At 71.2% G+C, this 24,549-nt stretch carries 25 protein-coding genes; 19 read left to right on the top strand and 6 right to left on the bottom strand.

From position 1 onward, the window contains the following. The first annotated feature begins 121 nt into the window (after positions 1-121). The 7 genes from HC028_RS06105 (at position 122) to HC028_RS06075 (ending at position 7,641) form a co-directional block, all read left to right on the top strand. Positions 122-1,639, top strand: a complete 1,518-nt coding sequence (locus HC028_RS06105) for an amino acid permease (protein ID WP_168073797.1) — start codon at positions 122-124, stop codon at positions 1,637-1,639. 8 nt (positions 1,640-1,647) lie between these two features. After that, positions 1,648-2,379 (top strand): FadR/GntR family transcriptional regulator, encoded by a 732-nt coding sequence (locus HC028_RS06100; protein ID WP_168073795.1) that lies wholly within the window; start codon positions 1,648-1,650, stop codon positions 2,377-2,379. A gap of 38 nt (positions 2,380-2,417) precedes the next feature. Next, a complete protein-coding gene (locus HC028_RS06095) occupies positions 2,418-3,770 on the top strand; it encodes a glutamine synthetase family protein (RefSeq protein WP_203981195.1) in 1,353 nt (450 codons plus the stop codon). A gap of 3 nt (positions 3,771-3,773) precedes the next feature. Then, positions 3,774-5,126, top strand: a complete 1,353-nt coding sequence (locus tag HC028_RS06090; RefSeq protein ID WP_168073793.1) for an aldehyde dehydrogenase family protein — start codon at positions 3,774-3,776, stop codon at positions 5,124-5,126. Positions 5,127-5,128: 2 nt separating this feature from the next. Beyond that, positions 5,129-5,917, top strand: a complete 789-nt coding sequence (locus HC028_RS06085) for a 3-oxoacyl-ACP reductase (RefSeq protein ID WP_168073791.1) — start codon at positions 5,129-5,131, stop codon at positions 5,915-5,917. A 58-nt stretch (positions 5,918-5,975) separates the two neighbouring features. Beyond that, entirely contained in the window at positions 5,976-6,833 is an 858-nt protein-coding gene (gene map / locus HC028_RS06080) for a type I methionyl aminopeptidase (protein ID WP_168073789.1), read from the top strand. An 88-nt stretch (positions 6,834-6,921) separates the two neighbouring features. Next, on the top strand, positions 6,922-7,641 hold the full coding sequence (locus tag HC028_RS06075) for a VIT1/CCC1 transporter family protein (protein ID WP_275408227.1): 720 nt from the start codon (positions 6,922-6,924) through the stop codon (positions 7,639-7,641). A 24-nt stretch (positions 7,642-7,665) separates the two neighbouring features. Here HC028_RS06075 and HC028_RS06070 read toward each other — a convergent pair whose 3' ends face one another. The 6 genes from HC028_RS06070 to HC028_RS06045 all read right to left on the bottom strand — a co-directional run bounded on the left by HC028_RS06070 (position 7,666) and on the right by HC028_RS06045 (position 13,212). Next, positions 7,666-8,136 carry a nitroreductase/quinone reductase family protein gene (locus HC028_RS06070; protein WP_168073787.1) on the bottom strand — a complete coding sequence of 157 codons (471 nt, stop codon included), beginning with the start codon at positions 8,134-8,136 and terminating at the stop codon, positions 7,666-7,668. Positions 8,137-8,191: 55 nt separating this feature from the next. Continuing rightward, complete coding sequence (locus HC028_RS06065; RefSeq protein WP_168073785.1) at positions 8,192-10,933, bottom strand: FtsX-like permease family protein; 2,742 nt, start codon at positions 10,931-10,933, stop codon at positions 8,192-8,194. Continuing rightward, the gene (locus tag HC028_RS06060; protein WP_168073783.1) at positions 10,930-11,658 is read right to left on the bottom strand and encodes an ABC transporter ATP-binding protein; all 729 of its coding nucleotides are present in this window, start codon (positions 11,656-11,658) and stop codon (positions 10,930-10,932) included. The genes HC028_RS06065 and HC028_RS06060 overlap by 4 nt, the downstream gene beginning before the upstream one ends. Beyond that, complete coding sequence (locus tag HC028_RS06055; RefSeq protein ID WP_168073781.1) at positions 11,655-12,233, bottom strand: PadR family transcriptional regulator; 579 nt, start codon at positions 12,231-12,233, stop codon at positions 11,655-11,657. Before HC028_RS06055 ends, HC028_RS06060 begins: the two co-directional genes overlap by 4 nt. Before the next feature lie 68 nt (positions 12,234-12,301). Continuing rightward, the gene (locus tag HC028_RS06050; RefSeq protein ID WP_168073779.1) at positions 12,302-12,727 is read right to left on the bottom strand and encodes a ferritin-like domain-containing protein; all 426 of its coding nucleotides are present in this window, start codon (positions 12,725-12,727) and stop codon (positions 12,302-12,304) included. Next, positions 12,724-13,212 (bottom strand): hypothetical protein, encoded by a 489-nt coding sequence (locus HC028_RS06045; RefSeq protein WP_168073777.1) that lies wholly within the window; start codon positions 13,210-13,212, stop codon positions 12,724-12,726. Before HC028_RS06045 ends, HC028_RS06050 begins: the two co-directional genes overlap by 4 nt. Before the next feature lie 220 nt (positions 13,213-13,432). Between HC028_RS06045 and rimP the strand changes: the two genes are divergently transcribed. The 12 genes from rimP to HC028_RS05985 all read left to right on the top strand — a co-directional run bounded on the left by rimP (position 13,433) and on the right by HC028_RS05985 (position 24,473). Next, positions 13,433-14,035, top strand: coding sequence for a ribosome maturation factor RimP (gene rimP, locus HC028_RS06040; RefSeq protein ID WP_168073775.1), 603 nt, complete (start codon positions 13,433-13,435; stop codon positions 14,033-14,035). After that, entirely contained in the window at positions 14,032-15,048 is a 1,017-nt protein-coding gene (gene nusA, locus HC028_RS06035; protein ID WP_168073773.1) for a transcription termination factor NusA, read from the top strand. The genes rimP and nusA overlap by 4 nt, the downstream gene beginning before the upstream one ends. A gap of 33 nt (positions 15,049-15,081) precedes the next feature. Beyond that, positions 15,082-15,465, top strand: a complete 384-nt coding sequence (locus tag HC028_RS06030) for a YlxR family protein (protein ID WP_168073771.1) — start codon at positions 15,082-15,084, stop codon at positions 15,463-15,465. An 82-nt stretch (positions 15,466-15,547) separates the two neighbouring features. Then, a complete protein-coding gene (infB, locus tag HC028_RS06025; protein WP_168073769.1) occupies positions 15,548-18,505 on the top strand; it encodes a translation initiation factor IF-2 in 2,958 nt (985 codons plus the stop codon). Between the two features lie 97 nt (positions 18,506-18,602). Then, positions 18,603-18,896 carry a DUF503 domain-containing protein gene (locus HC028_RS06020; protein ID WP_168073767.1) on the top strand — a complete coding sequence of 98 codons (294 nt, stop codon included), beginning with the start codon at positions 18,603-18,605 and terminating at the stop codon, positions 18,894-18,896. A gap of 50 nt (positions 18,897-18,946) precedes the next feature. Continuing rightward, a complete protein-coding gene (rbfA, locus tag HC028_RS06015; RefSeq protein ID WP_168073765.1) occupies positions 18,947-19,414 on the top strand; it encodes a 30S ribosome-binding factor RbfA in 468 nt (155 codons plus the stop codon). A gap of 30 nt (positions 19,415-19,444) precedes the next feature. Further along, on the top strand, positions 19,445-19,870 hold the full coding sequence (locus tag HC028_RS06010) for a hypothetical protein (protein WP_168073763.1): 426 nt from the start codon (positions 19,445-19,447) through the stop codon (positions 19,868-19,870). After that, positions 19,867-20,088 (top strand): DUF6186 family protein, encoded by a 222-nt coding sequence (locus tag HC028_RS06005; protein WP_168073445.1) that lies wholly within the window; start codon positions 19,867-19,869, stop codon positions 20,086-20,088. The genes HC028_RS06010 and HC028_RS06005 overlap by 4 nt, the downstream gene beginning before the upstream one ends. Positions 20,089-20,541: 453 nt before the next feature. Beyond that, on the top strand, positions 20,542-21,864 hold the full coding sequence (locus tag HC028_RS06000) for an MATE family efflux transporter (RefSeq protein ID WP_168073761.1): 1,323 nt from the start codon (positions 20,542-20,544) through the stop codon (positions 21,862-21,864). 14 nt (positions 21,865-21,878) lie between these two features. Further along, complete coding sequence (gene truB / locus HC028_RS05995; protein WP_373313863.1) at positions 21,879-22,790, top strand: tRNA pseudouridine(55) synthase TruB; 912 nt, start codon at positions 21,879-21,881, stop codon at positions 22,788-22,790. A gap of 10 nt (positions 22,791-22,800) precedes the next feature. Continuing rightward, positions 22,801-23,736 carry a bifunctional riboflavin kinase/FAD synthetase gene (locus HC028_RS05990; RefSeq protein WP_168073759.1) on the top strand — a complete coding sequence of 312 codons (936 nt, stop codon included), beginning with the start codon at positions 22,801-22,803 and terminating at the stop codon, positions 23,734-23,736. Further along, positions 23,733-24,473 (top strand): rhomboid-like protein, encoded by a 741-nt coding sequence (locus HC028_RS05985; RefSeq protein ID WP_168073757.1) that lies wholly within the window; start codon positions 23,733-23,735, stop codon positions 24,471-24,473. The genes HC028_RS05990 and HC028_RS05985 overlap by 4 nt, the downstream gene beginning before the upstream one ends. The last annotated feature ends 76 nt before the right edge of the window (positions 24,474-24,549 follow it).

The following is a 24,549-nucleotide window of genomic DNA, read 5'->3' as shown; positions in this document are numbered from 1 at the left end:
AAGGTCTGATCCGGATCCGCTTTCTGGCTGAGATCCATTGACACGCATGGGGCCCCGGCGAATCATCGGGCGAACAGTGACGCATGCCACTGTATTCATCGCCGCCTGTGAGGAGTCGCCGATGAGCGCCACCGCGCCAGAGCCAGCCGTCGCGCCGGTCAGTCCCGAGGACGCCGACGAATCTCTGCTCGCCCAACTCGGCTACAAGCAGGAACTGCGGCGCAGGCTGTCTACTTTCTCCAACTTCGCGGTCTCGTTCTCGATCATTTCGATCCTCGCCGGTGCGATCACCTCGTACGGAATCGCCATGAACGCCGGTGGTCCACTGGCGATCACGCTCGGCTGGCTCTTCGTCGGTGGCATGGTCACGCTGGTCGCGCTCGCCATGGCCGAGGTCTGCTCGGCCTACCCGACCGCAGGCGCGCTGTACTGGTGGGCGAGCGCCCTCGCCCGGCGCAACCGGGCGGCCTGGGCCTGGTTCGTCGGCTGGTTCAACTTCCTCGGCGAGGTCGCCGTGACCGCGGCCATCGACTTCGGGGCCGCCACCACGACCATGGCGTTCCTGAGCCTGACCGGCGGCGTCGAGGTCAACAAGTGGAGCCTCTTCGCCGCGTTCCTGGTCATCATCGTCGCGCACGGCCTGCTGAACACGTTCGGCGTCAACCTGGTGAAGGTGCTCTCCGACGTCAGCGCCTGGTGGCACCTCGTCGGCGTGGCGGTCATCGTCGGCGTGCTCGCGATCGTGCCCGACCAGCACAAGCCCATCTCGGAGGTGTTCTTCGAGGTCCGCAACGCCACCGGGTTCGGCTTCACCGGCGCGGCCATCTATGCGGTCCTCATTGGCCTGCTGATGGCGCAGTACACGTACACCGGCTACGACGCCAGCGCCCACGTCGCCGAGGAGACCCACAACGCGGCGCGCAACGCGCCCCGCGGCATCGTGATGTCCGTGGTCGTGTCGGTGGTCGCCGGGTTCTTCCTGCTCTTCGCGATCACCTGGTCCATCCGGGACTACGACGCGCAGGCCGCGACCGGCCTTGGGCTGCCGCCGGCGCAGATCTTCATCGACGCGGCCGGCCCCGGTCTCGGCAAGTTCCTGCTGTTCATCTGCGTGGTCGCCCAGTTTTTCTGCGGTATGGCCTCGGTGACCGCGAACTCCCGGATGTCGTACGCGTTCGCCCGGGACGGCGCGCTGCCCGGCTCACGACTGTGGAAGCGGGTCAACCCGCGTACCGGCACGCCGACCAACTCGATCTGGCTCTGCGTGACGTGCTCGACGGTGCTGGTGCTGCCCTCGCTGGTGAACACCACGGCCTATCTCGCCGCCACGTCGGTCGCCGTCATCGGCCTGTACATCGCCTACGTCGCCCCGGTCTACCTGCGACTGCGCAACCCCGACTTCCGGCCCGGCCCGTGGAACCTCGGCCGGTGGAGTGGCCTCGTGGGCTGGACGGCGATCGGCTGGGTCGCGTTCATCTGCGTACTGTTCGTGTTGCCGACGGCGAGCCCGGTCAAGCTGTCCAATTTCAACTACACCATCGTCGCCGTCGGGGTTGTCGCGCTCGGCGCCTGGCTGTGGTGGATCATCAGCGCCCGGAAGTGGTTCACCGGTCCGCGCCACCCGGCGGATGAGACGTAAGGAAGAGCATGCCGGCCGAGAACGACCTGCAACCTGGGATGCCGGTATGGCGGCCGGTGCGCGGCGGCAACGCCTTCGAGATCACCGTGGCCAGGCTGGTCCAGGCGATCAAACTCGGCATGGTGACGACGGGGGAGCAGTTGCCGCCGGAGCGGGAGTTGGCCGAGAAGCTCCGCGTCAGCCGAGTGACGCTGCGTCAGGCCATCGGGGCGCTGCGGGAGGCGGGTTACCTGGAGTCGCGCCGTGGCCGGGCCGGCGGCACGTTCGTGATCTATCAGGGCCCGGCCGGCGACCGGCCGGACGCGGCGACGCTCGCGCGCGAGATGGGCGAGACGCTGCACGACGCGCTGGACTTCCGGCGCGTACTCGAACCCGGCGCGGCGGCGCTCGCGGCCAGCCGGCCGCTCTCGGCGGCCGACCGCGCGCACCTGGCCGCCGCTCTCGCCGCCTCCCGGGAGCGGGACCCCGCAGTGCGCCGTACGGGCGATTCCCGGCTGCACCTCGCGATCGCCGCGGCCAGCGGGTCTGCCTCGGTCGCGCAGGCCATCGCCGATGTCCAGCTGCGCCTCGACCAGCTGCTCGCGGCGATTCCGGTGCTGCGCCGCAACCTCGATCACTCCGACGCCCAGCACGCCCGGATCGTGGCGGCGATCCTGGCCGGCGACGCGGCCGGCGCCCGTACCGCCATGGAGGAGCACTGCGACGCGACGGCCGAACTCTTGCGCGGCCTGCTCGGTTAATGGTTCGCTATTAGTCCTTTGACAGGAAGAGGCCTGGGATGCTGACGCTTGAGCAGCTACGCACGGCCGTTGCCGAGGGCACGATCGACACGGTCGTCCTCGCGGTCGTGGACATGCAGGGCAGGTTGCAAGGCAAGCGGTTCCACGCACAGCACTTCCTCGACGAGGTGGTGAAGAACGGCAGCGAGGGCTGCAACTACCTGCTCGCCGTCGACGTCGACATGAACACCGTCGACGGGTACGCGATGTCGAGCTGGGCGAGCGGGTACGGCGACTTCGCGATGGTGCCCGACCTGGACACACTGCGGCGCACCCCCTGGGAGCCGGGCACCGCCCTGCTGATGGCCGACCTCGCCTGGTTCGACGGCACGCCGGTTGTCGCCTCGCCCCGCCAGATCCTGCGCCGTCAACTGGATCGGCTGCGCGAGCGAGGGCTCGTCGCGTACGCCGGCACCGAACTGGAGTTCGTCGTCTACCGGGACTCCTACGAGGACGCCTGGCGGCGCGGGTACCGCGACCTGACGCCAGCCAACCTCTACAACGTGGACTACTCGCTGCTGGGCACCGCGCGCGTGGAGCCGCTGCTGCGCCGCATCCGCAACGAGATGGCCGGTGCCGGACTGCAACCGGAGAGCGCCAAGGGCGAGTGCAACCTCGGCCAGCACGAGATCGCGTTCCGCTTCGCCGACGGTCTCACCGCTGCCGACAACCATGCCGTGTACAAGAACGGCGCGAAGGAGATCGCCGCGCAGGAGGGCATGGCGCTCACCTTCATGGCGAAGCCGAACGACCGCGAGGGCAACTCCTGCCACATCCACTTCTCGCTGCGCTCGCTCGACGGCGAGGCGGTGTTCGGCGCCACCGACGGCCACGGCATGTCGGCCCTCATGCGGCACGCGCTCGCCGGGGTCCTCGCGACGATGCCGGAGTTCACCCTCATGTACGCGCCGAACGTCAACTCGTACAAGCGGTTCCAGCCGGGATCGTTCGCGCCGACCGCGGTGCGCTGGGGTACCGACAACCGGTCCTGCGCGTTACGGGTCGTTGGTCATTCAGCGGACGCGCTGCGCTTCGAGAACCGGGTGCCGGGTGGCGACGTCAACCCGTACCTCGCGATCGCCGCGATGGCGGCCGGTGTGCTGCACGGCATCGACAACGCGCTCGACCTCGAGGACGCGGTCACCGGCAGCGCGTACGCCGACCCGAGCGCGCAGCACGTGCCCCGGACCCTGCGCGACGCGGCGGCCTTGTGGGAGTCCGGCGAGGCAGCCCGGCAGGCGTTCGGTGACGAGATGGTCGACCACTACGCCAACTACGCCCGGGTCGAGTTGGCCGCGTTCGACGCGGCAGTCACCGACTGGGAGCTGTACCGCGGTTTCGAGAGGTTGTAGCGCATGCAGGTGATCAACCCGGCGACGGAGGAGTTCGTCGCGGACGTCCCGTCGACCTCGCTGGAGGAGACCGACGCCGCGATCGAGCGCGCCGCTCGCGCGTTCCCGGTTTGGCGCGAGGTCGCTCCCGGCGACCGGGCGCGGCTGCTGCGCCGCTTCGCCGCCCTCGTCGACTCCCACCTCGACGAACTCGCCGAACTGGAGGTGCGCAACTCCGGGCACACCATCGGCAACGCCCGGTGGGAGGCCGGAAACGTACGCGACGTGCTCGACTACTACGCCGGTGCGCCGGAGCGGTTGGCCGGGCGGCAGATTCCGGTGCCGGGCGGGCTGGACGTCACGTTCCACGAGCCGCTCGGCGTGGTCGGCGTGGTCGTGCCGTGGAACTTCCCGATGCCGATCGCCGGCTGGGGTTTCGCGCCGGCCCTCGCCGCCGGTAACACGGTCGTGCTCAAGCCGGCCGAGCTGACGCCGCTGACCGCGCTGCGGTTGGCTCAGCTGGCGCTGGAGGCTGGCATCCCCGAGGGTGTCTTCACCGTCCTGCCCGGCAAGGGATCCGTGGTGGGGCAGCGCTTCGTCACCCACCCGGCCGTACGCAAGGTGTGCTTCACCGGGTCCACAGAGGTCGGCAAGCAGATCATGGCCGGCTGTGCCGACCAGGTGAAGCGGGTGACGCTGGAGCTGGGTGGCAAGAGCACCAACATCGTTTTCGCCGACGCGGACCTGGCGGCGGCCGCGGCCGCCGCCCCGGCTGGCGTCTTCGACAACGCCGGGCAGGACTGCTGCGCGCGGTCGCGCATCCTGGTCGAGGCCAGTGTGTACGACCGGTTCCTGGAACTGCTGGAGCCGGCCGTCAAGGCGTTCCGGTGCGCCGACCCGGCCGACGAGGCGGCCCAGATGGGCCCACTGATCTCGGCGCGCCAGCGGGAGGTCGTGGAGTCGTATGTGGACGGTGCCGACGTCGCCTTTCGGGGCGACTGCCCGTCCGGCGCCGGATTCTGGTACCCGCCAACGGTTCTGCTCGCCCGCGACGGCAACGAGCCGCACTGGCGGGAGGAGATCTTCGGCCCGGTGGTCTCCGTGCTTCCGTTCGGCGAGGAGGCCGAAGCGGTCCGGGTCGCCAACGACACCGAGTACGGCCTGTCCGGCTCGATCTGGACCCGTGACGTCGGCCGGGCGATCCGGGTGGCGCGCGGCGTGGAGTCGGGCAACCTGAGCGTCAACTCGCACTCGTCGGTGCGGTACTGGACACCGTTCGGCGGCATGAAGCAGTCCGGCCTCGGCCGTGAGCTCGGGCCGGATGCGCTGAGCGCATTCACGGACGTCAAGAACGTCTTCATTTCGACCGCACCATGATCATGGGAAAACAGAGGGAGAGTACAGTGGACAGGTTGCGGGACCGGGTGGCGGTGGTCACCGGGGGCGGCAGCGGCATCGGGCTCGCCACGGCGCGGCGGTTCGCGTCCGAGGGCGCGAAGGTCGTCGTGGTGGACCTCAACGCCGACGCCGGCGAGGCGGCGGCCAAGGAGGTCGGCGGCGAGTTCGTGGCGTGCGACGTGTCCGTCGAGGAGCAGGTGGCCGACCTCTTCGCCGGCGTCGCCGAGCGGTACGGCCGGGTCGACATCGCGTTCAACAACGCCGGCATCTCGCCGCCCGACGACGACTCGATTCTCACCACCGGGCTGGACGCCTGGGAGCGCGTCAACCGGGTCAACCTCACCAGCGTGTACCTGTGCTGCAAGTACGCCATCCCGCACATGCAGCGCCAGGGCAAGGGCTCGATCATCAACACCGCGAGCTTCGTCGCGCTGATGGGCGCGGCGACGTCGCAGATCGCGTACACAGCGAGCAAGGGCGGCGTTCTCGCGATGACCCGCGAACTGGGCGTCCAGTTCGCCCGCGAGGGGATCCGGGTCAACGCGCTGTGCCCCGGCCCGGTCTCCACGCCCCTGCTGCAGGAGTTGTTCGCCAAGGATCCGGAGCGGGCCGCCCGCCGGCTGGTCCACGTGCCGATGGGCCGCTTCGCCGAGCCGGACGAGATCGCCGCCGCCGTGGCGTTCCTCGCCAGTGACGACGCCTCGTTCATGACGGCCGCCGCGTTCGTCGTAGACGGCGGCATCACGGGCGCCTACGTGACGCCGCTGTGAGCGCGCGGCCACTGTGATCATGCGTGGTCGTACCGACGTCGGCGGCTAATCTGGGGGCATGACCGTCCGCGCCTCCCTGAAACCCGGTAAGCCGTCCCCCTGGCGGCAGGTGCCGCCCCACATCGAACGCCCCGAGTACGTCGGCCGCAAGGGTCCCAAGCCGTACCGTGGACCGGACGTCCAGACGCCCGAGACGATCGAGAAGATGCGGATCGCGAGCCGTCTTGCCGCGCAGGCCACGCAGCTCGCGGGCGAGCACTGCAAGCCCGGGGTCACCACGGACGAGATCGACCGGGTCGTCCACGAGTTCCTGTGTGACCACGGCGCCTACCCCTCGACCCTCGGGTACAAGGGTTTCCCCAAGTCCTGCTGCACCTCGCTGAACGAGGTCATCTGCCACGGCATCCCGGACTCGACGGTGATCGAGGACGGCGACATCATCAACGTCGACGTGACCGCGTACATCGGCGGGGTGCACGGTGACACCGACGCGACGTTCTGCGTCGGCAACGTCTCCGAGGAGGTGCGCCTGCTGGTGGAGCGCACCCACGAGGCGATGATGCGGGGCATCCGGGCGGTCGCGCCTGGCCGGCCGATCAACGCCATCGGGCGGGTCATCGAGGCGTACGCCAACCGCTTCGGCTACGGCGTGGTGCGCGACTTCACCGGTCACGGCGTCCACACGGCCTTCCACTCCGGGCTCTACGTGCCGCACTACGACAATCCGTCGCTGACGACGATCATGGAACCGGGGATGACCTTCACGATCGAGCCGATGATCACGCTCGGGACACACGACTACGAGATGTGGCGCGACGGCTGGACAGTCGTGACACGCGACCGCAAATGGACCGCGCAGTTCGAGCATACGGTGGTCGTGACCGAAGATGGATGCGAGATCTTGACGCTTCCATAGGAGCAGGTACGTGACAGACATTGGTGACGACCCGACGAATAAGGTGAGCCTCGCGCCCGGTGCCGTGCCCGGCACCGAGGCGCCCGGGCTGCGCGACGCCGACACCGCGCCGGCTGCCCACCACGACGACCACCACGCCGACGTCTCCGGTGGCTGGCTGCGCCCGGCCGTCTTCGGCGCCATGGACGGCCTGGTCACCAACATTGCGCTGATCGCCGGCGTGGGCGGCGGCGGCGTCAGCCCGCGCAGCATCGTGCTCACCGGCGTCGCGGGCCTGGTCGCCGGCGCCATCTCGATGGGCCTGGGCGAGTACACCAGCGTGCGCACCCAGAACGAGCAGGTCGAGCACGAGGTCGCCAAGGAGCGGCGCGAGCTGGAGCGCAACCCGGCGGCCGAGGCTCGGGAGCTGGCCCAGATGTGGATCAAGCGGGGCCTGCCGCCGGAGCTGGCGCACCAGGTCGCGACCGTGGTGGGGCGCGACATCGACCAGGCGGTACGGGTACACGCGCAGGAGGAGCTCGGTATCGACCCGCACGAGACGGCCAGCCCCTGGACCGCGGCGTTCTCGTCGTTCCTGTGCTTCTCGGCCGGCGCGCTGGTGCCGCTGATGCCGTACCTGCTCGGCGCGAGCGCGCTGTGGCTGGCGCTGCTCGCGGGCGCGATCGGCCTCTTCGTCGCCGGTGCGCTCACCGCGCGGTTCACCCACCGCACCTGGTGGGCCAGTGGCCTGCGCCAGCTCGTCTTCGGCATCGCGGCCGCGGTGATCACGTACGGGATCGGCAAGGTGATCGGCATCACCGTCGGGTGACGGCAGCGCTGCCTGGGGCGCCGGCTACCGGCGCTCCAGGCGGAAGATCCGCAGATCCCGGCCGTTCGCGCGCTTCGCGTACGAGGTGTACGCCGGCCACGCCTGGAGGGCCAGCGACCACAGCCGGTCCCGCTCGGCACCGGTGGTGAGCGCCGCGCGTACGGGAATCTGGGTGTCGCCGACGGCGACGGTCGCCTCCGGGCTGGCGAGCAGGTTCGCCGACCATCCCGGGTGGTGCTGCTGGCCCCAGTTGGAGCCGATGACGACGAAGGCGTCGCCGTCGCGGGCGTACAGCAGCGGCGCGGTGCGCGGCTGCCCGGACTTGCGCCCGGTGGTGGTCAGCAGCAGCGACGGCAGCCCGTGCTTGCCGATCACCGACCAGCGCCCGCCCGTCCGGCGGAAGATCCAGCGGTCGATCGGCACGAGCTGACGCGCGGTGGCCGCGAACCAGGCCTGATGTCCCAGCCGCCGGATGAGAGAGTTATAGGCACCCATCAGATCATTTTGCGGCCGCCGGTGAGCGGGGACCAGCCCCGCTCACCGGCGCGTCTTACAGGCGTCGCTCCACCGGTAGGCGTGAGCGCGTCAGCAGGCCGGCGCCGAGCATCGCGACCCCCGGTACGACCAGCAGCGCCACCGCCAGGTTCAGCCAGGGCACGGTGATCGGGTACGGCACGGGCGCCGGCCAGAGGTCCGCGTAGGCGCGGTTGAGCGCCGCCAGCACCCCGGCGGCCGCACCCAGGCCGGCGGCCGTGCCGAGCAGCGAGCCGAGGCCGGCGATGACCCCGCTCTGGCTCAGCGACAGGACCCGTCGTACCCGCGGGGACGCCCCGACGGCCGCGAGGGTGGCCAGGTCGGGCCGGCTGTCGGCGGCGGCCAGGCCGGTGGCGATACCCGCCGCCCCGAGCGAGATCACGGCTGCCGCGACCATCAGGACCACCATGAGGATCTCGGTGTCACTGCGCTGCGGATCCTCCACGTACATGGGGTACTGCTCGTCGAACCGGGACAGTTCGGCGGTCAGCCGGTCCCGCTCGGCCTTCGTCGGCATCCGGGTGGTCGCCGCGACGAGCCCGGTCACCCGCTCGTGCAGCCCCGCCTGCCGGGCCAGTGCGGGGGAGAGGACGGCCTGGGACGCGCGTGCGACGTCGTGCATGACGTACGCCCGCGCCGAGACCGAGGCCTGTGCCGGCTTTTCCAGCCAGTCCTCGTCGCCGGGCTGCGGCGTGCGGACCTCGATCGTGACGTGGTCGTTCACGATGAAGACGGGGTCGAAGACGACCACCCCGCCGGTGCGGAGCGTCTCGATCGCCTGGTTCAACTGTTCGCCACTGGCACCGGTCAGCGCGGCGAGGCCCGTACCGTCGTCGACCGGAAGTGACGGACCAACGAACCCGGAGGTCAACGACGCCCTCGTGCCGCAGCGTGGATCGCGGCGGGCGGCGCGCTGCTCGGCGGGGGTCGTCGGCCCGTGCCGGCCTCCGCCGACGAACGGGCAGCGCCGGTCGGGCGGCACCTGTACGGCGAGGAGGCACGCGTCCTGCGCGCACGTGGATCCGACGGTCGGCACGACTTCGCGGGTGGGGAGGGTGTCGCGCAGCACCGCGGTCACCGGGTCGACCGGCGGGGCGGCGGCCCCGGGCCTGTGGTCCTCGAAGGTGACGGTGGCGTACCCGTGCGGCAGCGACGGCTGGTACTGCTGGGCCGACTTCAGGTCGACGCCGTGCTGGTACACCCCGAGCGCGACGCTGCCGGCCACGGCCGCCATGACCGCCGAGATCGCCGGGGCGGCCGCGGCGCGGTTGCGGGCGGTGTCGCGCAGCGCGATGCGAGGCGCGAGCGGGAGGACCCGGGCCATCCGCGCGACCAGACCCACGAGCGCCGGGGTGCACAGCACCAGCCCGATCTCGCCGGTGACCAGCCCGGCGAGGATCAGGTTCGGGGTGGTCCGCCAGGCGCCGAACCCGCCGACGACCACACCGAGCGTCGTCAGCGCGGCGCCGAGGACGAGCCACCGCTTGCGGGAGCGGGTGACGCCGCGACGGCCGGCCAGCGCCGCCACCACGTCCTGCCGGGCGGCGACGAACGCTGGCACCGTTGCGGCGAGCGTCGCCGTGACGACGGCGAACGCCGCGATGCCGGCGAGTGCGAGCGGGAAGATGCGATACCCGCCCGCCCGGGAGTGGGTGATGTAGTCCTCGAACGGCCCACGGCTCACCAGGGCGACCATGATGCCGAGCGCGATTCCGGCCACCGCTCCCGCGGCGCCGAGCACCACCCCGTCGGCCAGGACCACGCGGCGAAGGTGCGCGGGCGTGGCCCCGTTCGCGGCGAGCAGCGCCAGATCGCGCTGGCGCCGGCGGGCGCCCACGGCGAAGGCCGGCCCGGCCAGCAGGACGATCTCGAGTACGGCCACCCCGACGACGAGGGCGGTCAACGACATCTGCTGTACCGAGCCGGAGCCCCCCGGCTGTCCCAGCGGGGGCACCTCCTCCGGCGCGGGCGGATGGCGGATCACGTCCCGGGAGAGGGCCACGACGCCGTGCTTGTTGAGCTGACGGACATCCGACCACCGCAGCGGCCGCGGCGTGTCCACCAGCCAGCGCTGGCCGTTCTCGTCGATCTTCGGGACGGCCTTTCCGGCCGGCCGGTGGGCGGGATCGAACAGGACGACCTCCCCGAGCCGGTTCGGGAACTCCACGATCCCGACCACCCGGTACCGCTGTTCGTCGAGCAGCCGCACGGTGTCGCCGAGTTCGGCCCCCGTACGGGTGACCGCCTGCTCGGTCAGTGCGACCTCGCCCGGCCCGTGCGGACTCCGCCCACGGTGGACGGTGGCGACTCCGCGCGTCAGCGGATCGGTGAGGTCCAGGGCACGCGCCGCGATCGGGCCGATGCCGTTGACCGTGTGCGCCTGTACCGAGAAGTCGACATCCGGGATCAGCCGGCTGCCCGGCGGTAACAGCGCGCGCATGGCGTCCGCGGGGTCCGCCGGGGCCGCGCCGGGCGGACCCGTGGGGTTTTCCTCCGACGCGTACGCGAGACTGTCCGGCTTCTGGCGGATGGGCCCGTCCCAGGCGCGGTACACGAGGGCGTCCGCGGCGCCGGCGGTGCGCTCCAGCCGCTCCATCGGCGTGAGCTGGAACATGTTGAGCGTGACCGCGGCGAAGCCGAGGGCGGCGACGGGCAGCCCGATCATGGCGATGACGAGCGTCGACCGGCCCTTGCTACGCCAGGCTTCGCGGCGGGCCACCCGTACGGCCGCGCGCCACCCGGTCCACAGGCCCGTCACGCGGTCGCCTCCGGCCGTACGAGCAGATCCTCGGGCTGTGCAAGCCGTTCTGACATGTCGACCACGACGCCGTCGCGCAGGAAGACCACCCGGTCCGCCCACGCGGCGTGCCGGGCCTCGTGGGTGACCAGGATCCCGGCCGCGCCGGCGTCGACCCGGGCGCGCAGGACGCGCAGGACCGCCTCGCCGGTCTCGGAGTCGAGCGCGCCGGTGGGCTCATCGGCGAGGACCAACCGGCGCGGCCCGACCAGGGCCCGGGCGATCGCGACCCGCTGCTGCTGGCCGCCGGACATCTCGTCGGGGAACCGGTCGGCCAGGTGCGTCAGCCCCAGGTCGGCCAGGGACCGCAGCGCCTCGCGCCGGGACGTGCGCACCGAGACGCCGTCCAGTTCCAGCGGGAGGGCCACGTTCTCCACCGCCGTCAGGCTGGGCAGCAGGTTGAACGACTGGAAGACGTAGCCGATGGCGCGGCGGCGTACCTCGGCCAGCCGGCGGCGCGGCAGCGCGCCGAGTACCTGACCTTCGACGGCGACCTCGCCTTTAGCGGGGCGGTCCAGCCCGCCGGCCAGGTTGAGCAGGGTGGACTTGCCCGAACCGGACGGGCCCATGACGGCCACCAGTTCACCGGGGACGACGTGCAGCGAGACCCCGCGTAACGCGTGTACGGCGGTCTCACCGCTGCCGTGGGTCCGGTGGACGTCACGCAGTTCCAGCACGTTCGTCATCGCCGTGCCTCCTGCTCCGACGGTGCGGTCTCCGGCTGTGCCGTCGCCGACGGCGGTTCGGGCCGGTGCCGCACCAGGCTGGCCTCGCAGTGGTCGAGCCAGCGCACCTCGGCCTCGGCCTGGAACAGCATCGCGTCGAGGACCAGCCGCCAGGGCAGGTCGGCCGGCGCGTCCGACCGCGCCTTCAATCGGGTGTACTCCTGCAGCGTGCGCATCGTCGCGGTGCGCTGGGTCTGCACCACGGACCGGACGTCCACACCCGGCGTGGTGAGCGCGAGCGCCAGCTTGATCGCCAGCTCGTCGCGGGGTCGGTCGGCGCGGCTGATCGGGGTGGCGAACCACAGGGTCAGCTCCGCCCGGCCGGCGTCGGTGATCTCGTACGGCCGCTGGCCGGCTTCCGACTCGGGTAGGGGGCGCACCTGGCCGTCCCGCTCCAGCCGGGACAGGGTGGTGTAGACCTGGCCGATGTTGAGCGGCCAGGTGCCGCCGGTGGACTCTTCGAAGGCAACTCGTAGCTGGTAGCCGTACATCGTCCCGCGCTCGAGGAGCGCGAGTAGACCGAACTTGATCGACATGGCTACGGAGTATGCATACTGAGTATGTCGAGGGCAAGCGACACGCGCTACCCCCGGGCAAATCGGGGTTACTGGCGGCCGGGGAAGGGCACGGTCGGCGGCCGAACCCCGGCGACGGTGCGCGCCTTGGTCGCGCGTACGGCGCAGTCGATCAGAGCGTCCACGGCCAGTTGCCGGTCGTCGCCGGTGACCTCGGGCAGCGCCTGCCGCCAGATCCCCGCACAGCGCTCCTCGACTCCGACCATCAACCGCAGCGCGGCGGCCTGGTCCGGCACGGGCGCCGGCAGCGCGTACGCGGGCTCCGCCGGCGGTGCCGGCGCGCGCAGTGCGGCGAGGCGCACCATCACCGCGTCCCGGCGGGCGCGGTGGGCCGCCTCGGCGGTCTGGGCCGCGGACACCGTCTGGCCGTCGAGACGGGCGCCGAGCACCCCGTACGCGTAGATCGCCGCGTGCTCGGCGCGCAGCGCGTCCGCGAGCCGTTCGGCGGCGGTCATGACAGCGCCGCCACGTGACTTGCCCGGGCCGCGGCGATGGAGCCCAGCAGGGCGGCGCGGTACGACGGTGCGCGCAGGCAGGCTTCCCGCGCCGCGGCGGAGGCGGCCTGCTCGGCGGCCGAGAGCGCGGCGAGCGAGGACGGCTCGCCGGGGCCGGGGCCGGGGCTGGTGGCCGCCGCGGTGTCCAGGCCCGGACCGATCTCGCGGGCCAGCGCTTCCAGGTGTGTGCGATGGGCGTCACGGATCGGTCCCAGGCGCTCGGCCAGGGCCGGCTGGGTGGCGATCGCCGCGTCGTAGCGTCCGAGCAGGGCGGCCGTGTCATGGTAGAAGGGGTTCAGCGGGTCCGGGGCCGGCAGCTGCTGAGCCTCCGACCGGGGACCGTCGCACGCGGCAAGGGAGACGGCGCCGGCAGCACTGCCGAGCGCAGCACGTAAGACTGTCCGCCGGCTGGGTCGCCGACGCTCCTCGCCGATTCGCACCGCCATAGTCAACACCATCGCGTCCAATCCGGGCTCTCATGTCCGGTACCGGCACGCCAAAGTCTCAGATCGGAGCGGTACCGGCACACGCAGCGCCGCCACGCGTTACGCTCAGGCCTCAGACCACCCGCGTACTTAACGTGGGTGGAGGCCCAGCTGCCTGAAGATCTCGCGACGCGTAAGCCGCGGGGGACTCGGGCCGACGATCGCGCGGGAGGTGCGGTACATGCCACAGCAGCGGCGCCGCCATGCCGGCGAACGGACCGGCGCCCGACCGCCGCGGCGGCCTGACCAGACTACGGATCTCGCCGCCCAGCGGGCCCGGTTCCGCGAGGTTGTGGAGCCGTTGGTGTCCGCCGCAGGCTATGACCTGGAGGACGTTTCGCTCAAGCGGGTGGGCCGTCGCCATCTGGTCCGCCTGCTGGTGGACAGCGACGACGGCGTCAACCTCGACGCGGTCGCCGACCTGTCCCGGGACATCTCCGCCGCGCTGGACGCGGCCGAGGAGTCCGGTGGCGACCTGGTCCCGGGGGAGTATGAGCTGGAGGTCAGCTCGCCGGGGATCGACCGGCCGCTGACGTTGCCGCGGCACTGGCGGCGCAACGTCGGACGTCTGGTAAAGGTCACTGTTGGTGACCGTTCCGTCGAAGGCCGGATCAAGAAAGCCGATGATGCCGGCGTCGAGCTGGAGGTCAATGGCCAGCCGCGCCGGTTCATGTATGACGAACTCGGCCCCGGCCGGGTACAGATCGAGTTCAGCCGTATGACCGAGCTCTCCGACGACGAGCTCGAAGAGATCGACGACGAGGAAGGAGGCGACGAGGAGTGAATATCGACCTCGCGGCTCTCCGCGCCCTGGAACGCGAGCGGGAGATTCCGTTCGAGACGATCCTCGCCGCGATCGAGACCGCGCTACTGACCGCGTATCGCCACACCGACGGTGCCAACCCGCACGCGCGGGTCGAGATCGACCGGCGGACCGGCGCTGCGAGCGTCATCGCCCAGGAGACGGACCCGGACGGCGGGGTGGTGCGGGAGTACGACGACACCCCGCACGACTTCGGCCGGATCGCCGCGATGACCGCGAAGCAGGTCATCCTCCAGCGGCTGCGGGAGGCGACCGACGAGGTGCACTTCGGTGAGTACGCCGGCCGTGACGGCGACCTGGTCACCGGTGTGATCCAGGCCCACGAGTTCCGGGCCGAGAAGGGCATCGTGACGATCGACCTGGGCAAGGTCGAGGGCAGCCTGCCCCCCGCCGAGCAGGTGCCGGGGGAGGTGTACGAGCACGGCCAGCGGATCCGCTGCATCGTCGTGCACGTCGCCAAGGGGTTCCGTGGCCCGCAGATCACGCTGTCGCGCTCGCACCCCGCGCTGGTCAAGAAGCTGTTCGCGCTGGAGGTTCCGGAGATCGCCGACGGCACGGTGGAGATCGCGGCCATCGCGCGGGAAGCCGGTCACCGGACCAAGATCGCGGTACGCGCGACCGTCCCCGGCGTCAACGCCAAGGGCGCGTGCATCGGTCCGATGGGTAGCCGGGTGCGCGCCGTGATGAGCGAGCTGCACGGTGAGAAAATCGATATCATCGACTGGTCGGACGACCCGGCCACGTTCGTCGGAAACGCGCTCTCCCCGGCCCGGGCGCTGCGGGTGGAGGTCGTCGACCCCGTCAACCGGGCGGCCCGGGTGACGGTTCCTGACTTCCAACTCTCGCTGGCGATCGGCAGGGAGGGGCAGAACGCCCGGCTCGCGGCCCGGCTCACCGGATGGCGGATCGACATCCGGCCGGACACCGAGACTGTGACGCAGTCAGCGGCGGAGCGAGCGGGCGAGGCGGGCTAACCGTCGGAATGCCCAAGAGGGTAGAATTGTTAAATGGTACGTCGCGCACTTTCGGCGACGGTCGAGCTTGCTCGGCCGGTACGCACCTGTGTGGGTTGCCGGAAGCGCGTGCCAGCCTCCGAGTTGCTGCGGGCAGTCGCGATCGAGAACAGCGCTGATACGTTCAGCCTTGTTCCCGATCCGGCACGCAGACGGCCGGGCCGGGGAGCACATGTTCATCCCGACCCGGCGTGTTTCGCGCTGGCGGAGCGGCGCCGCGCCTTCGGGCGTGCGCTTCGCGTCTCCGGTGTCCTGGACACCGGTCCGCTCGCCGAGGCCGTTTGCGGCCACGCCGATCCGCTCGGAACCGCCGATGGTGGGCGCGTCCCGCCCCACCCGGACAAGCAAGGTAGGACGACCAACATGAGCACACGATGAAGTCCCTGAGATGACCAGGCTTCAAGTGCACGAGTGAGGTCGGTGCGGGTTTGCCGCTGCCGGCCTCGGAGTGAGGAGTGCAGTGGCAGGCAAGGCCCGCGTACACGAGCTTGCAAAAGAGCTCGGGGTCGAAAGTAAGAACGTACTCGCCAAGCTCAAGGAGATGGGCGAGTTTGTGAAGTCTGCGTCCAGCACGGTGGAGGCGCCCGTCGCCCGCCGTCTGCGCGCAGCTTTTGAAGCGGGGTCGGCGGCACCGTCCGCTCCGGCCGCAACCGCTTCCTCGGCGGCGCCGGCTCCGGCCGCGCCGGCGAGTCCCCAGTCCAAGGTGTCGGCACGACCGGCACCCCCGAAGCGCGCGCCGCAGCCGGCCCCGTCGGCGAAGCGTGGACCGGTTCCCGGTCCGCCTCGCCCGCAGGCCCCGGCGCCGGTGGTCCAGCCGGCGAGCGCGCACGACATCGAAGTGGCGGCAGCGGAGGCTCGCGCCGCCGCGCTGAAGGCCGAGCAGGAGGCCCAGGTCAAGGCCGCCCAGCAGGCCGCGAAGCAGCGTGAGACCGTTCGCCGGGAGCCCCCGGCCGGCGGTCCCACCCCGGGTCCGGGCCCGCGTCCGGGTCCGCCGCCCGCGGCTCCGCGTCCCGGTCCGGCTCCGCGTCCCGCAGGGCGTCCTGGCGGTCGTAGCGGTGGCAACAACCCGTTCGGGATCAACCCGGCAGGCGGCGGCCAGCGGCCCACGCCGGCCGGTATGCCCCGGCCCAACCCGGCCTCCATGCCTCCCCGGCCCAACCCGGCCTCCATGCCTCCCCGGCCCAACCCGGCCTCCATGGGCGGCCCGCGGCCCAACCCGTCCCAGATGCCTAGCCAGCGCCCGGCCCGTCCGGGTGGCGGTCCCGGTGGTGGCGCCGGTCGTCCCGGTGGCGGCGGTGGCGGTGGCTTCCGTGGCGGTCCCGGTGGTGGCGCCGGTCGTCCCGGTGGTGGCGGTGGCGGTGGCTTCCGTCCCGGTGGCGGCGGTCCCGGTGGCGGCGGCGGTGGTTACCGCGGCGGTCCCGGTGGCGGCGGTGGAGCCCCGGCTGGTGCCGGTGCCCCCGGTCGTCCCGGTGGCGGTGGCCGTGGTCGTGGCGGCGGTACGGCGGGTGCCTTCGGGCGTCCCGGTGGCCGGCCGACGCGTGGCCGCAAGTCGAAGAAGCAGCGCAGACAAGAGTTCGACAACCTGTCTGCTCCGCAGATGAGTTCGGGCGCCCCGCGTGGTCAGGGCCAGGTTGTCCGACTGTCGCGCGGTGCGTCGCTGTCCGACTTCGCCGACAAGATCAATGCGAACCCCGGTTCCCTGGTCCAGGAGATGTTCAACCTGGGCGAGATGGTGACGGCGACGCAGTCGTGCTCCGACGACACGCTGCTGCTGCTCGGCGAGCACCTGGGCTTCGACGTGCAGATCGTGAGCCCCGAGGACGAGGACCGTGAGCTGCTCGCGCAGTTCAACATCGACCTCGACGCCGAGGTCGCTGAGGAGCGGCTGGTTGTCCGGCCGCCGGTGGTCACCGTCATGGGCCACGTCGACCACGGTAAGACCAAGCTGCTCGACGCGATTCGGCACGCGAACGTGGTCGAGGGCGAGGCCGGCGGCATCACCCAGCACATCGGTGCCTACCAGGTGCACGTCGAGCACGACGGCAATGACCGCGCGCTGACGTTCATCGACACCCCGGGTCACGAGGCGTTCACCGCCATGCGTGCCCGTGGTGCTCAGGTGACCGACATCGTCGTGCTGGTTGTCGCGGCTGACGACGGCGTGATGCCTCAGACGATTGAGGCGCTCAACCACGCCAAGGCGGCCGACGTGCCGATCGTGGTCGCGGTCAACAAGATCGACAAGCCGGAGGCCAACCCGGACAAGGTGCGCCAGCAGCTCACCGAGTACGGCCTGGTCGCCGAGGAGTACGGCGGCGAGACGATGTTCGTCAACGTCGCGGCGAAGCCGGGTATCGGCATCGACCAGCTGCTCGAGGCCGTCCTGCTCACCGCGGACGCCTCGCTGGAGCTGCGCGCGCCGATCGACGGACACGCCCAGGGTGTCGCGATCGAGGCGCACCTCGACCGCGGTCGGGGTCCCGTCGCCACGGTGCTCGTCCAGAAGGGCGTGCTCCGGGTCGGTGACTCGATCGTCGCGGGTAACGCGTACGGCCGGGTCCGGGCCATGCTCAACGAGAACATGGAGCCGGTCCCCGAGGCGGGTCCGTCCCGTCCGGTGCTCGTGCTCGGTCTGACCGCGGTGCCGGGAGCTGGCGACAACTTCCTGGCCGCCGACGAGGACCGGACGGTCCGCCAGATCGCCGAGCAGCGGCAGGCTCGCCGCCGTGCGGCGCAGATGGCGAACTCGCGTGGTCGGGCGACGCTGGAGACGCTGTTCGAGCAGATGAAGGAGGGCGAGAAGACTTCGCTGGCCCTCATCATCAAGGGCGACGTGTCCGGTTCGGTGGAAGCTCTCGAGGATGCCCTCGTCAAGATCGACATATCCGACGAGGTGCAGCTCAAGATCATCCACCGTGGTGTCGGTGCGATCACGCAGGACGACGTCAACCTGGCGAGCGCGTCGGACGCGATCATCATCGGGTTCAACGTGCGGCACGCCGAGCGGGTCCGCGAGCTGGCCGAGCGCGAGGGCGTGGAGATGCGGTACTACACCGTCATCTACCAGGCCATCGAGGAGATCGAGGCCGCGCTCAAGGGGCTGCTCAAGCCGGAGTACGAGGAGGTGCAGCTCGGTACCGCCGAGGTGCGCGAGGTGTTCCGCTCCTCGAAGGTCGGCATCATCGCCGGCTGCATCGTCCGGTCGGGCCTGATGCGGCGCAACGCCAAGGCTCGCGTCGTCCGCGACGGTGCCGTGGTGGCCGAGAACGCGTCGGTCGCGTCGCTGCGCCGGTTCAAGGACGACGCCACCGAGGTCCGCGAGGGCTTCGAGTGCGGTGTCACGATGGGTGGTTTCAACAACATCCAGGTCGGCGACGTCATCGAGACGTTCGAGATGCGTGAGAAGCCGCGTAGCTGATCGAACTGATCACCGAATGGCCCCGGGGCAGTGCCCCGGGGCCATTCGCGTTCGTAACCCGTTCGCGCTCGGTCACTGCAAGATCTAGAATTTGACTGTGTACACCGGAACTGCGGTATTTGACGTACTGCTGCCGGGCGACTCCCGATCGTTGAAGGCCAAGCGGTCATACGTGCGGCCCATCATCGCTGCGCTTCGGAAGTTCGAAGTCGCGGCCGCCGAGGTGGGCGCCCGCGACCTGCACGGCCGCGCCGAAATCGGCGTCGGGGTGGTCGCCGCCGAGGCCAGTCATGTGGCGGAAGTCCTCGACTCCTGCGAGAAGGCGGTCGTGCGGCGTCCGGAGATAGAGCTGCTCTCGGTGCGTCGGCGCCTCCACGGCGACGACGACTGAGCCGCCCCAGGTATGTTCGAGACATTGGTCGACACGCGGAGGTGAGCGAGATGACGGACCCCGCCCGGGTGCGCCGGCACGCCGAACGAGTTCGGGAGCTGGTCGCGTCGGTGGTGCGTACGCAGATCAAGGACCCGCGGCTCGGCATGATTACGATCACCGACGCCCGGATCACCGCCGACCTGCGGGAAGCCACCGTCTTCTACACCGTGCTCGGGGACGCCGCTGCTGAGGCGGGCACCGCCGCCGCGTTGGAGAGTGCCAAGGGCCTGCTGCGCAGCACCGTGGGCAAGGCGCTGGGGCTACGCCACGCGCCGTCGCTCACGTTCGTCCTCGACAACGTGCAGGACCAGGTCAAGCACATCGACGAGTTGCTGGCTGCGGCGCGTGAGGCCGACGCGGAGGTGCAGCGGAGGGCGGCCGGTGCGAAGCACGCGGGTGACCCGCAGCCGTACCGCGTCGACGAAGACACCGAAGACGAGGACGAGGAGGCCCTCGCCTCCCGCGACAAGTCCTGAGAGGCGCGGCGCCGAGGGATCGGTGCGCTGATGGGGGCGCGGGACGCGGATGAGCGGGGGCGCGCCTCGCGTGCCGTGTCCCGACCGGCGGTCGTGCTGCCGGGCTTTGCCCTGGTCTCGTTGGTCGGTGGCTTGTTCCCGTCGTTCTCGGTCGGGGCCAATGTGGTGGTCCTGGTCGCTGGCGGTGCTCTTTTCTGGCTGGGGCTGTCCGGTCGCGACTCGACATCCGGCCCGCTCCGCCGGGTGTCGCCGCCCCGGATGTCCGCGGCCGCCGGTTGGTGGCTGCTTCCTGTCCTCGTTCTCACCGCCGTCGAGTTGACGAACCTCGCGCTCGGCTCGACGCACGACCATCCGACGCTGTCCGGGCTCGCCGACCCGCTGATCGAGGGCTACCCCGCTCGGGTAGCCGCGTACTTCGGCTGGCTCGCCGCGTACTGGGGACTGGCTCGGTTATGAGCAGCCTCAGCCGCCTGCTGGCGATCGCGGCTTTCGGCTCGATGTTCCTCGTGGCGCTCGGGCTGGAGTGGGTGGCCAGGCGCCCCGGTTCGAGGATTCCGCCCTTCACCGCGCTGTGCGGTCTCGTCATGCGGTACCGAGTCGGCCCGTTTCCCGTGGGCCGGGTCGCGCTGCTCGGCTTCTGGTGGTGGCTGGGCTGGCACTTCCTGGCCCGCTGACGCGCCACATCGTGGGCAATTTCACGTCTCAATATGTAAGACCTGAGCGCACGTTATGGAACTTAACGTTAACTTAGACAATGCGTGACGCGTGGTGACGCGTACATGCCAGTTCGGTTTGCGAGGGTCGACCCACCCCGTCGACTCGGCTCCGCAGGGCAGGTCCGGCGACTGGTGATCCCGGTCAGGAGATGCCCGGCGTAACAGCCGTGACCACGACGATCGAGGAGACCTGTCATGTCTGAGCAGCAGAAAGCCCAGCCCAAGCCGCAAACCTCCACCAAGGACAGCCGGGAGTTGGCCCGGGCCGCGCTCCAGATGTCGATGGACCGGCGGGGCTGACGGCGATCTCGTGACGCCGCGGGTTGTCGGTGACCGCGGCGTCACCCCCCGGACCTGTAACTAGCCTTCGGGCTTGGCAGCCTTACCTGCGGCGTGCCACGATCCGGGGCGATGACCACCTCCGCCGCTCCCGCCGCCACGCCCAGCCTTCGTAAGGTGGCCGGGCTCGCCCTCCCGGCGCTCGCCGTTCTCGCCGCCGAGCCGCTCTACGTCCTCGTGGACACCGCGGTGGTCGGGCATCTGGGGCGCACACCGCTGGCGGCGCTGGCCATCGGCGGCAACGTGCTGACGGTCGCCGCCTGGCTGGGCATCGTCCTCGCCTACGGCACCACGGGCCGCTCCGCACGCCGGTACGGTGCCGGCGACCGGGCCGGCGCAGTCGCCGAAGGGGTCCAGGCCTCCTGGCTCGCGTTCGCCGCCGGGGCGCTCATCGCCGTCGCGGCGCAGGTGCTTGCCGACCCTCTCGCCAGTACCCTCGCCGGCAACAACCCCGACGTAGCCGCCGGCGCGGCACGATGGTTGCGCATCGCGGCGCTCGGCGCCCCCGGTCTGCTGCTCGCCACGGCGGGCAACGGGTGGATGCGCGGGGTGCAGGACACCCGGCGGCCGATGTACTACGTCCTCGGGGCCAACCTGCTGTCGGCGATCGCGTGCCCGATCCTCGTGTACGGGCTCCACCTGGGGCTGATCGGGTCGGCGATCGCCAACGCCGGCGCCCAGACGGTGTCGGGCGCGCTGTTCGTACGCGCCCTCGTCGTCGAGCGGGTGTCGCTCCGGCCGCGCCCAGAGGTGCTGCGCCGGCAACTCGTCCTCGGCCGGGACCTGCTGCTGCGCGGTGCGGCGTTCCAGGCGTGCTTCATCTCCGCTGCCGCCGTGGCCGCGCGCTTCGGGGCGGCCGCGCTCGCGGCGCACCAGGTCGCGTTGCAGCTGTGGATGTTCTGCGCGTTCGCCCTCGACGCGGTGGCGATCGCCGCGCAGTCGCTGGTCGGCGCCGCGCTCGGCGCCGGCGCGGCCACCCAGGCGCAGGCCCTGGCTCGCCGCATCGCCGCGATCGGGCTGGCGTCCGGCGCCGTGTTCGCCGTCGTGATCGGCGGCGGGGCCGGGGTGCTGCCGAAGCTGTTCTCGGATGACCCGCAGGTCTTCGCGCAGGCGATGCGCGCCTGGCCCTGGTTCGTCGGCATGCTGCCGCTCGCCGGGGTCGTGTTCGCGCTCGACGGGGTGCTGATCGGTGCGGGTGACGTCCGGTACATGCGCAACCTGACGCTGGTGTCCGCCCTCTGCGGCTTCCTGCCCGCGATCTGGATCGCGTACGGGCTGCGCCTCGGCCTCGCCGGAGTCTGGGCCGGCCTGGCGCTGTTCATCGTGATCCGCCTGGTGGGGCTGCTCGCCCGGGTGCGCTCGGGTCGCTGGGTGGTCGTCGGCGTGCTCCGTTAGGCCGTCTGGGAAGCTTGGTCCCCGTGAGCAAACATGCGCCTCCGGGACCGGGTGGGCTGGTCGTCGTCGACAAGCCGGGTGGAATGACCTCCCACGACGTCGTGGCGCGGGTACGCCGCCTCGCGCGTACCAGGCGCGTCGGCCACGGCGGCACCCTCGATCCGATGGCGACCGGCGTGCTGGTCGTCGGGGTGGAGCGGGCGACGCGGCTCCTCACGTACGTCATCGGCAGCACGAAGCGGTACAGCGCCACGATCCGGCTGGGCGAGGCGACCGTGACCGACGACGCCGAGGGTGAGGTCACCGCGCGCGCTTCCGCGGCGGGCATCACCGAAGATCAGGTACGCGCGGAGCTGGCCAACCTGACCGGTGAGATCGAGCAGGTCCCCAGCGCCGTCAGTGCGATCAAGATCAACGGTCAGCGGGCGTACAAGTTGGTTCGGGCCGGCGAGGACGTCGAGCTCGCGGCCCGGAAGGTCACCGTGTCCCGGCTGGTCCTCGGAGACCTCCGCCCGGCTGACGGCGGTCGGCTGGACCTGGACGTCGACGTGGAGTGCTCGTCCGGCACGTACATCCGCGCCATCGCCCGCGACCTCGGCACCGCGCTCGGCGTCGGCGGGCACCTGACGGCGCTGCGGCGTACCGCGGTCGGCGCGTTCACCCTCGCCGAGGCGCTCGGCCTCGAGGCCCTGAGCGAGCGCGACAACCCGGTGACCCTGCCGCTGCCGGCCGCCGCGGCCCGGTTCTTCCCCCGGCGGGACGCCGACGCCGACGAGGCCCGGGTTCTCGGGCACGGTGGCCCGCTGGACGCGATCGGGATCGCCGGCCCGTACGCGGTGTTCGGGCCCGACGGCGAAGTGATCGCCGTGGTGTCGGAACGCGGGGGTAGGGCCAAGCCCGAGATCGTGCTGACGCCGGCCGTATAGTCTTTCGGGCATGCAGCGGTGGAGGGGGTACGACGCGGCGCCGGGCAGCTGGGGCCGGTCGGTCGTCACGATCGGGGTCTTCGACGGTGTGCACCGGGGGCACCAGGAGACCATCGGGCACGCGGTCAAGCGGGCCAAGGAGCTCGGCGTGCAGTCGGTGGTGGTGACGTTCGACCCGCACCCGGCTGAGGTCGTACGGCCCGGATCCCACCCGGCCGTGCTCACCGAGCCGGCCCGCAAGGCCGAGCTGATCGAGCAGCTCGGGGTCGACGTGCTGTGCGTGCTGCCGTTCACGCTGGAGTTCTCGCGGCTGTCACCCGAGGCGTTCGTCCACGACATGCTGGTCGCCAACCTGCACGCGGCGTTGGTCGTGGTGGGGGAGAACTTCCGCTTCGGCCACAAGGCGGCGGGGGACGTCGAGCTGCTGCGGCGGCTCGGCCGGACCTTCGGCTTCGGGGTCGAGGCGGCGCCGCTGCTCGCCGACGACTCGACGGTGTTCTCGTCCACGTACATCCGCAGCTGCGTCGACGCCGGTGATGTCGTCGCCGCTGCGCGGGCCCTCGGGCGCCCGCACCGTCTCGAAGGGGTCGTCATGCGTGGCGACCGGCGCGGCCGCGAGCTGGGCTTCCCGACGGCCAACCTGCTCACCAGCCCCCATGCCGCGGTGCCCGCCCACGGCGTGTACGCGGGTTGGATGCTGGCCGGCGGGCGGGGCGAGCGGCTCCCCGCCGCCATCTCGATCGGCACCAACCCCACCTTCACCTCGGAGCAGGAGCGCCGGGTGGAGGCTTACGTGCTGGACTTCGACGGCGACCTCTACGGCGAGCGGCTGGCGCTCGACTTCGTTCAGAAGCTGCGGGATCAGCAGAAGTACACCGGTGTCGAGCCACTGGTGGCGCAGATGTACGAGGACGTCGCTCAGGTGCGCCAAGTACTGGGCGCATGAGGTCGAGCGCGGGCCGGATCGCGCGCCAGTTTCCGGCACGTGCCGGCGTCACGATCGGGTACACCGCCACCTTCGTCGCGACGACCCTGGTCTTCCGCGGCCTGCCGGTCCGTGACCGTACGGCGTGGCTGGCATGGACCAGTACGAACCTGGAGAACCTGCGCGACCATCCGCTGCCCGCGCTGGTGGCGTCGGGGCTGTTCACGGAGGGCAGCCTGGTCGGTTGGGCGCTGCTGGGGCTGGTCGGGCTCGGAGTCACCAATCGGGCCCTGGGCAACTGGCGCACCGCCGCGCTCGTCGTGAGCGCCCACGTGGGTGGCACCCTGATCAGCCAGGGCATCCTCGCGTACCGCATCGCCAGCGGCCACGCGGCCGCCGCTGACCGGTACATCACTGACGTCGGCCCGTCCTACGTGGTCACGTGCGCGCTCGTCGCCGGTGCCGTCTACGGGGCGGGCGTCCAGCGACTGGCTGCCGCCGGCGGCTTCGTCCTGTTCGCCCCGACCGCGTTCCCTGGACTGTCCGACCTGGTGGTCTCCTCCGTCGGGCACCTCTGCGCGGTGGTCTTCGGGGTCGCGCTCGGCTGGCCGCTGTGGCGGTCGGCTCGGCGGCGGGCAGCGGGTGCCGCGGTGGCTAGGACGGACAAACCGGGCGTCAGCTCGCCGAAGGTGTCACGTCCGGCGCTGGTTGATCTCCCGACTGACCCGGACCGGGCCCCGTTCGGCAAGCTTTGTTAAGCTAATGGCGCGCCGGGTAACCGGCGTGAAGTCCGCGTGCCTGCACGACGCCGCGGGGCCGGACGTTCGAAGCCCA

The organism is Planosporangium flavigriseum (genome assembly GCF_011947225.1).
Taxonomy (GTDB): domain Bacteria; phylum Actinomycetota; class Actinomycetes; order Mycobacteriales; family Micromonosporaceae; genus Planosporangium; species Planosporangium flavigriseum.
Note: the sequence above shows the minus strand (reverse complement) of the source record. Positions and strands in the feature narration are given on the sequence as shown.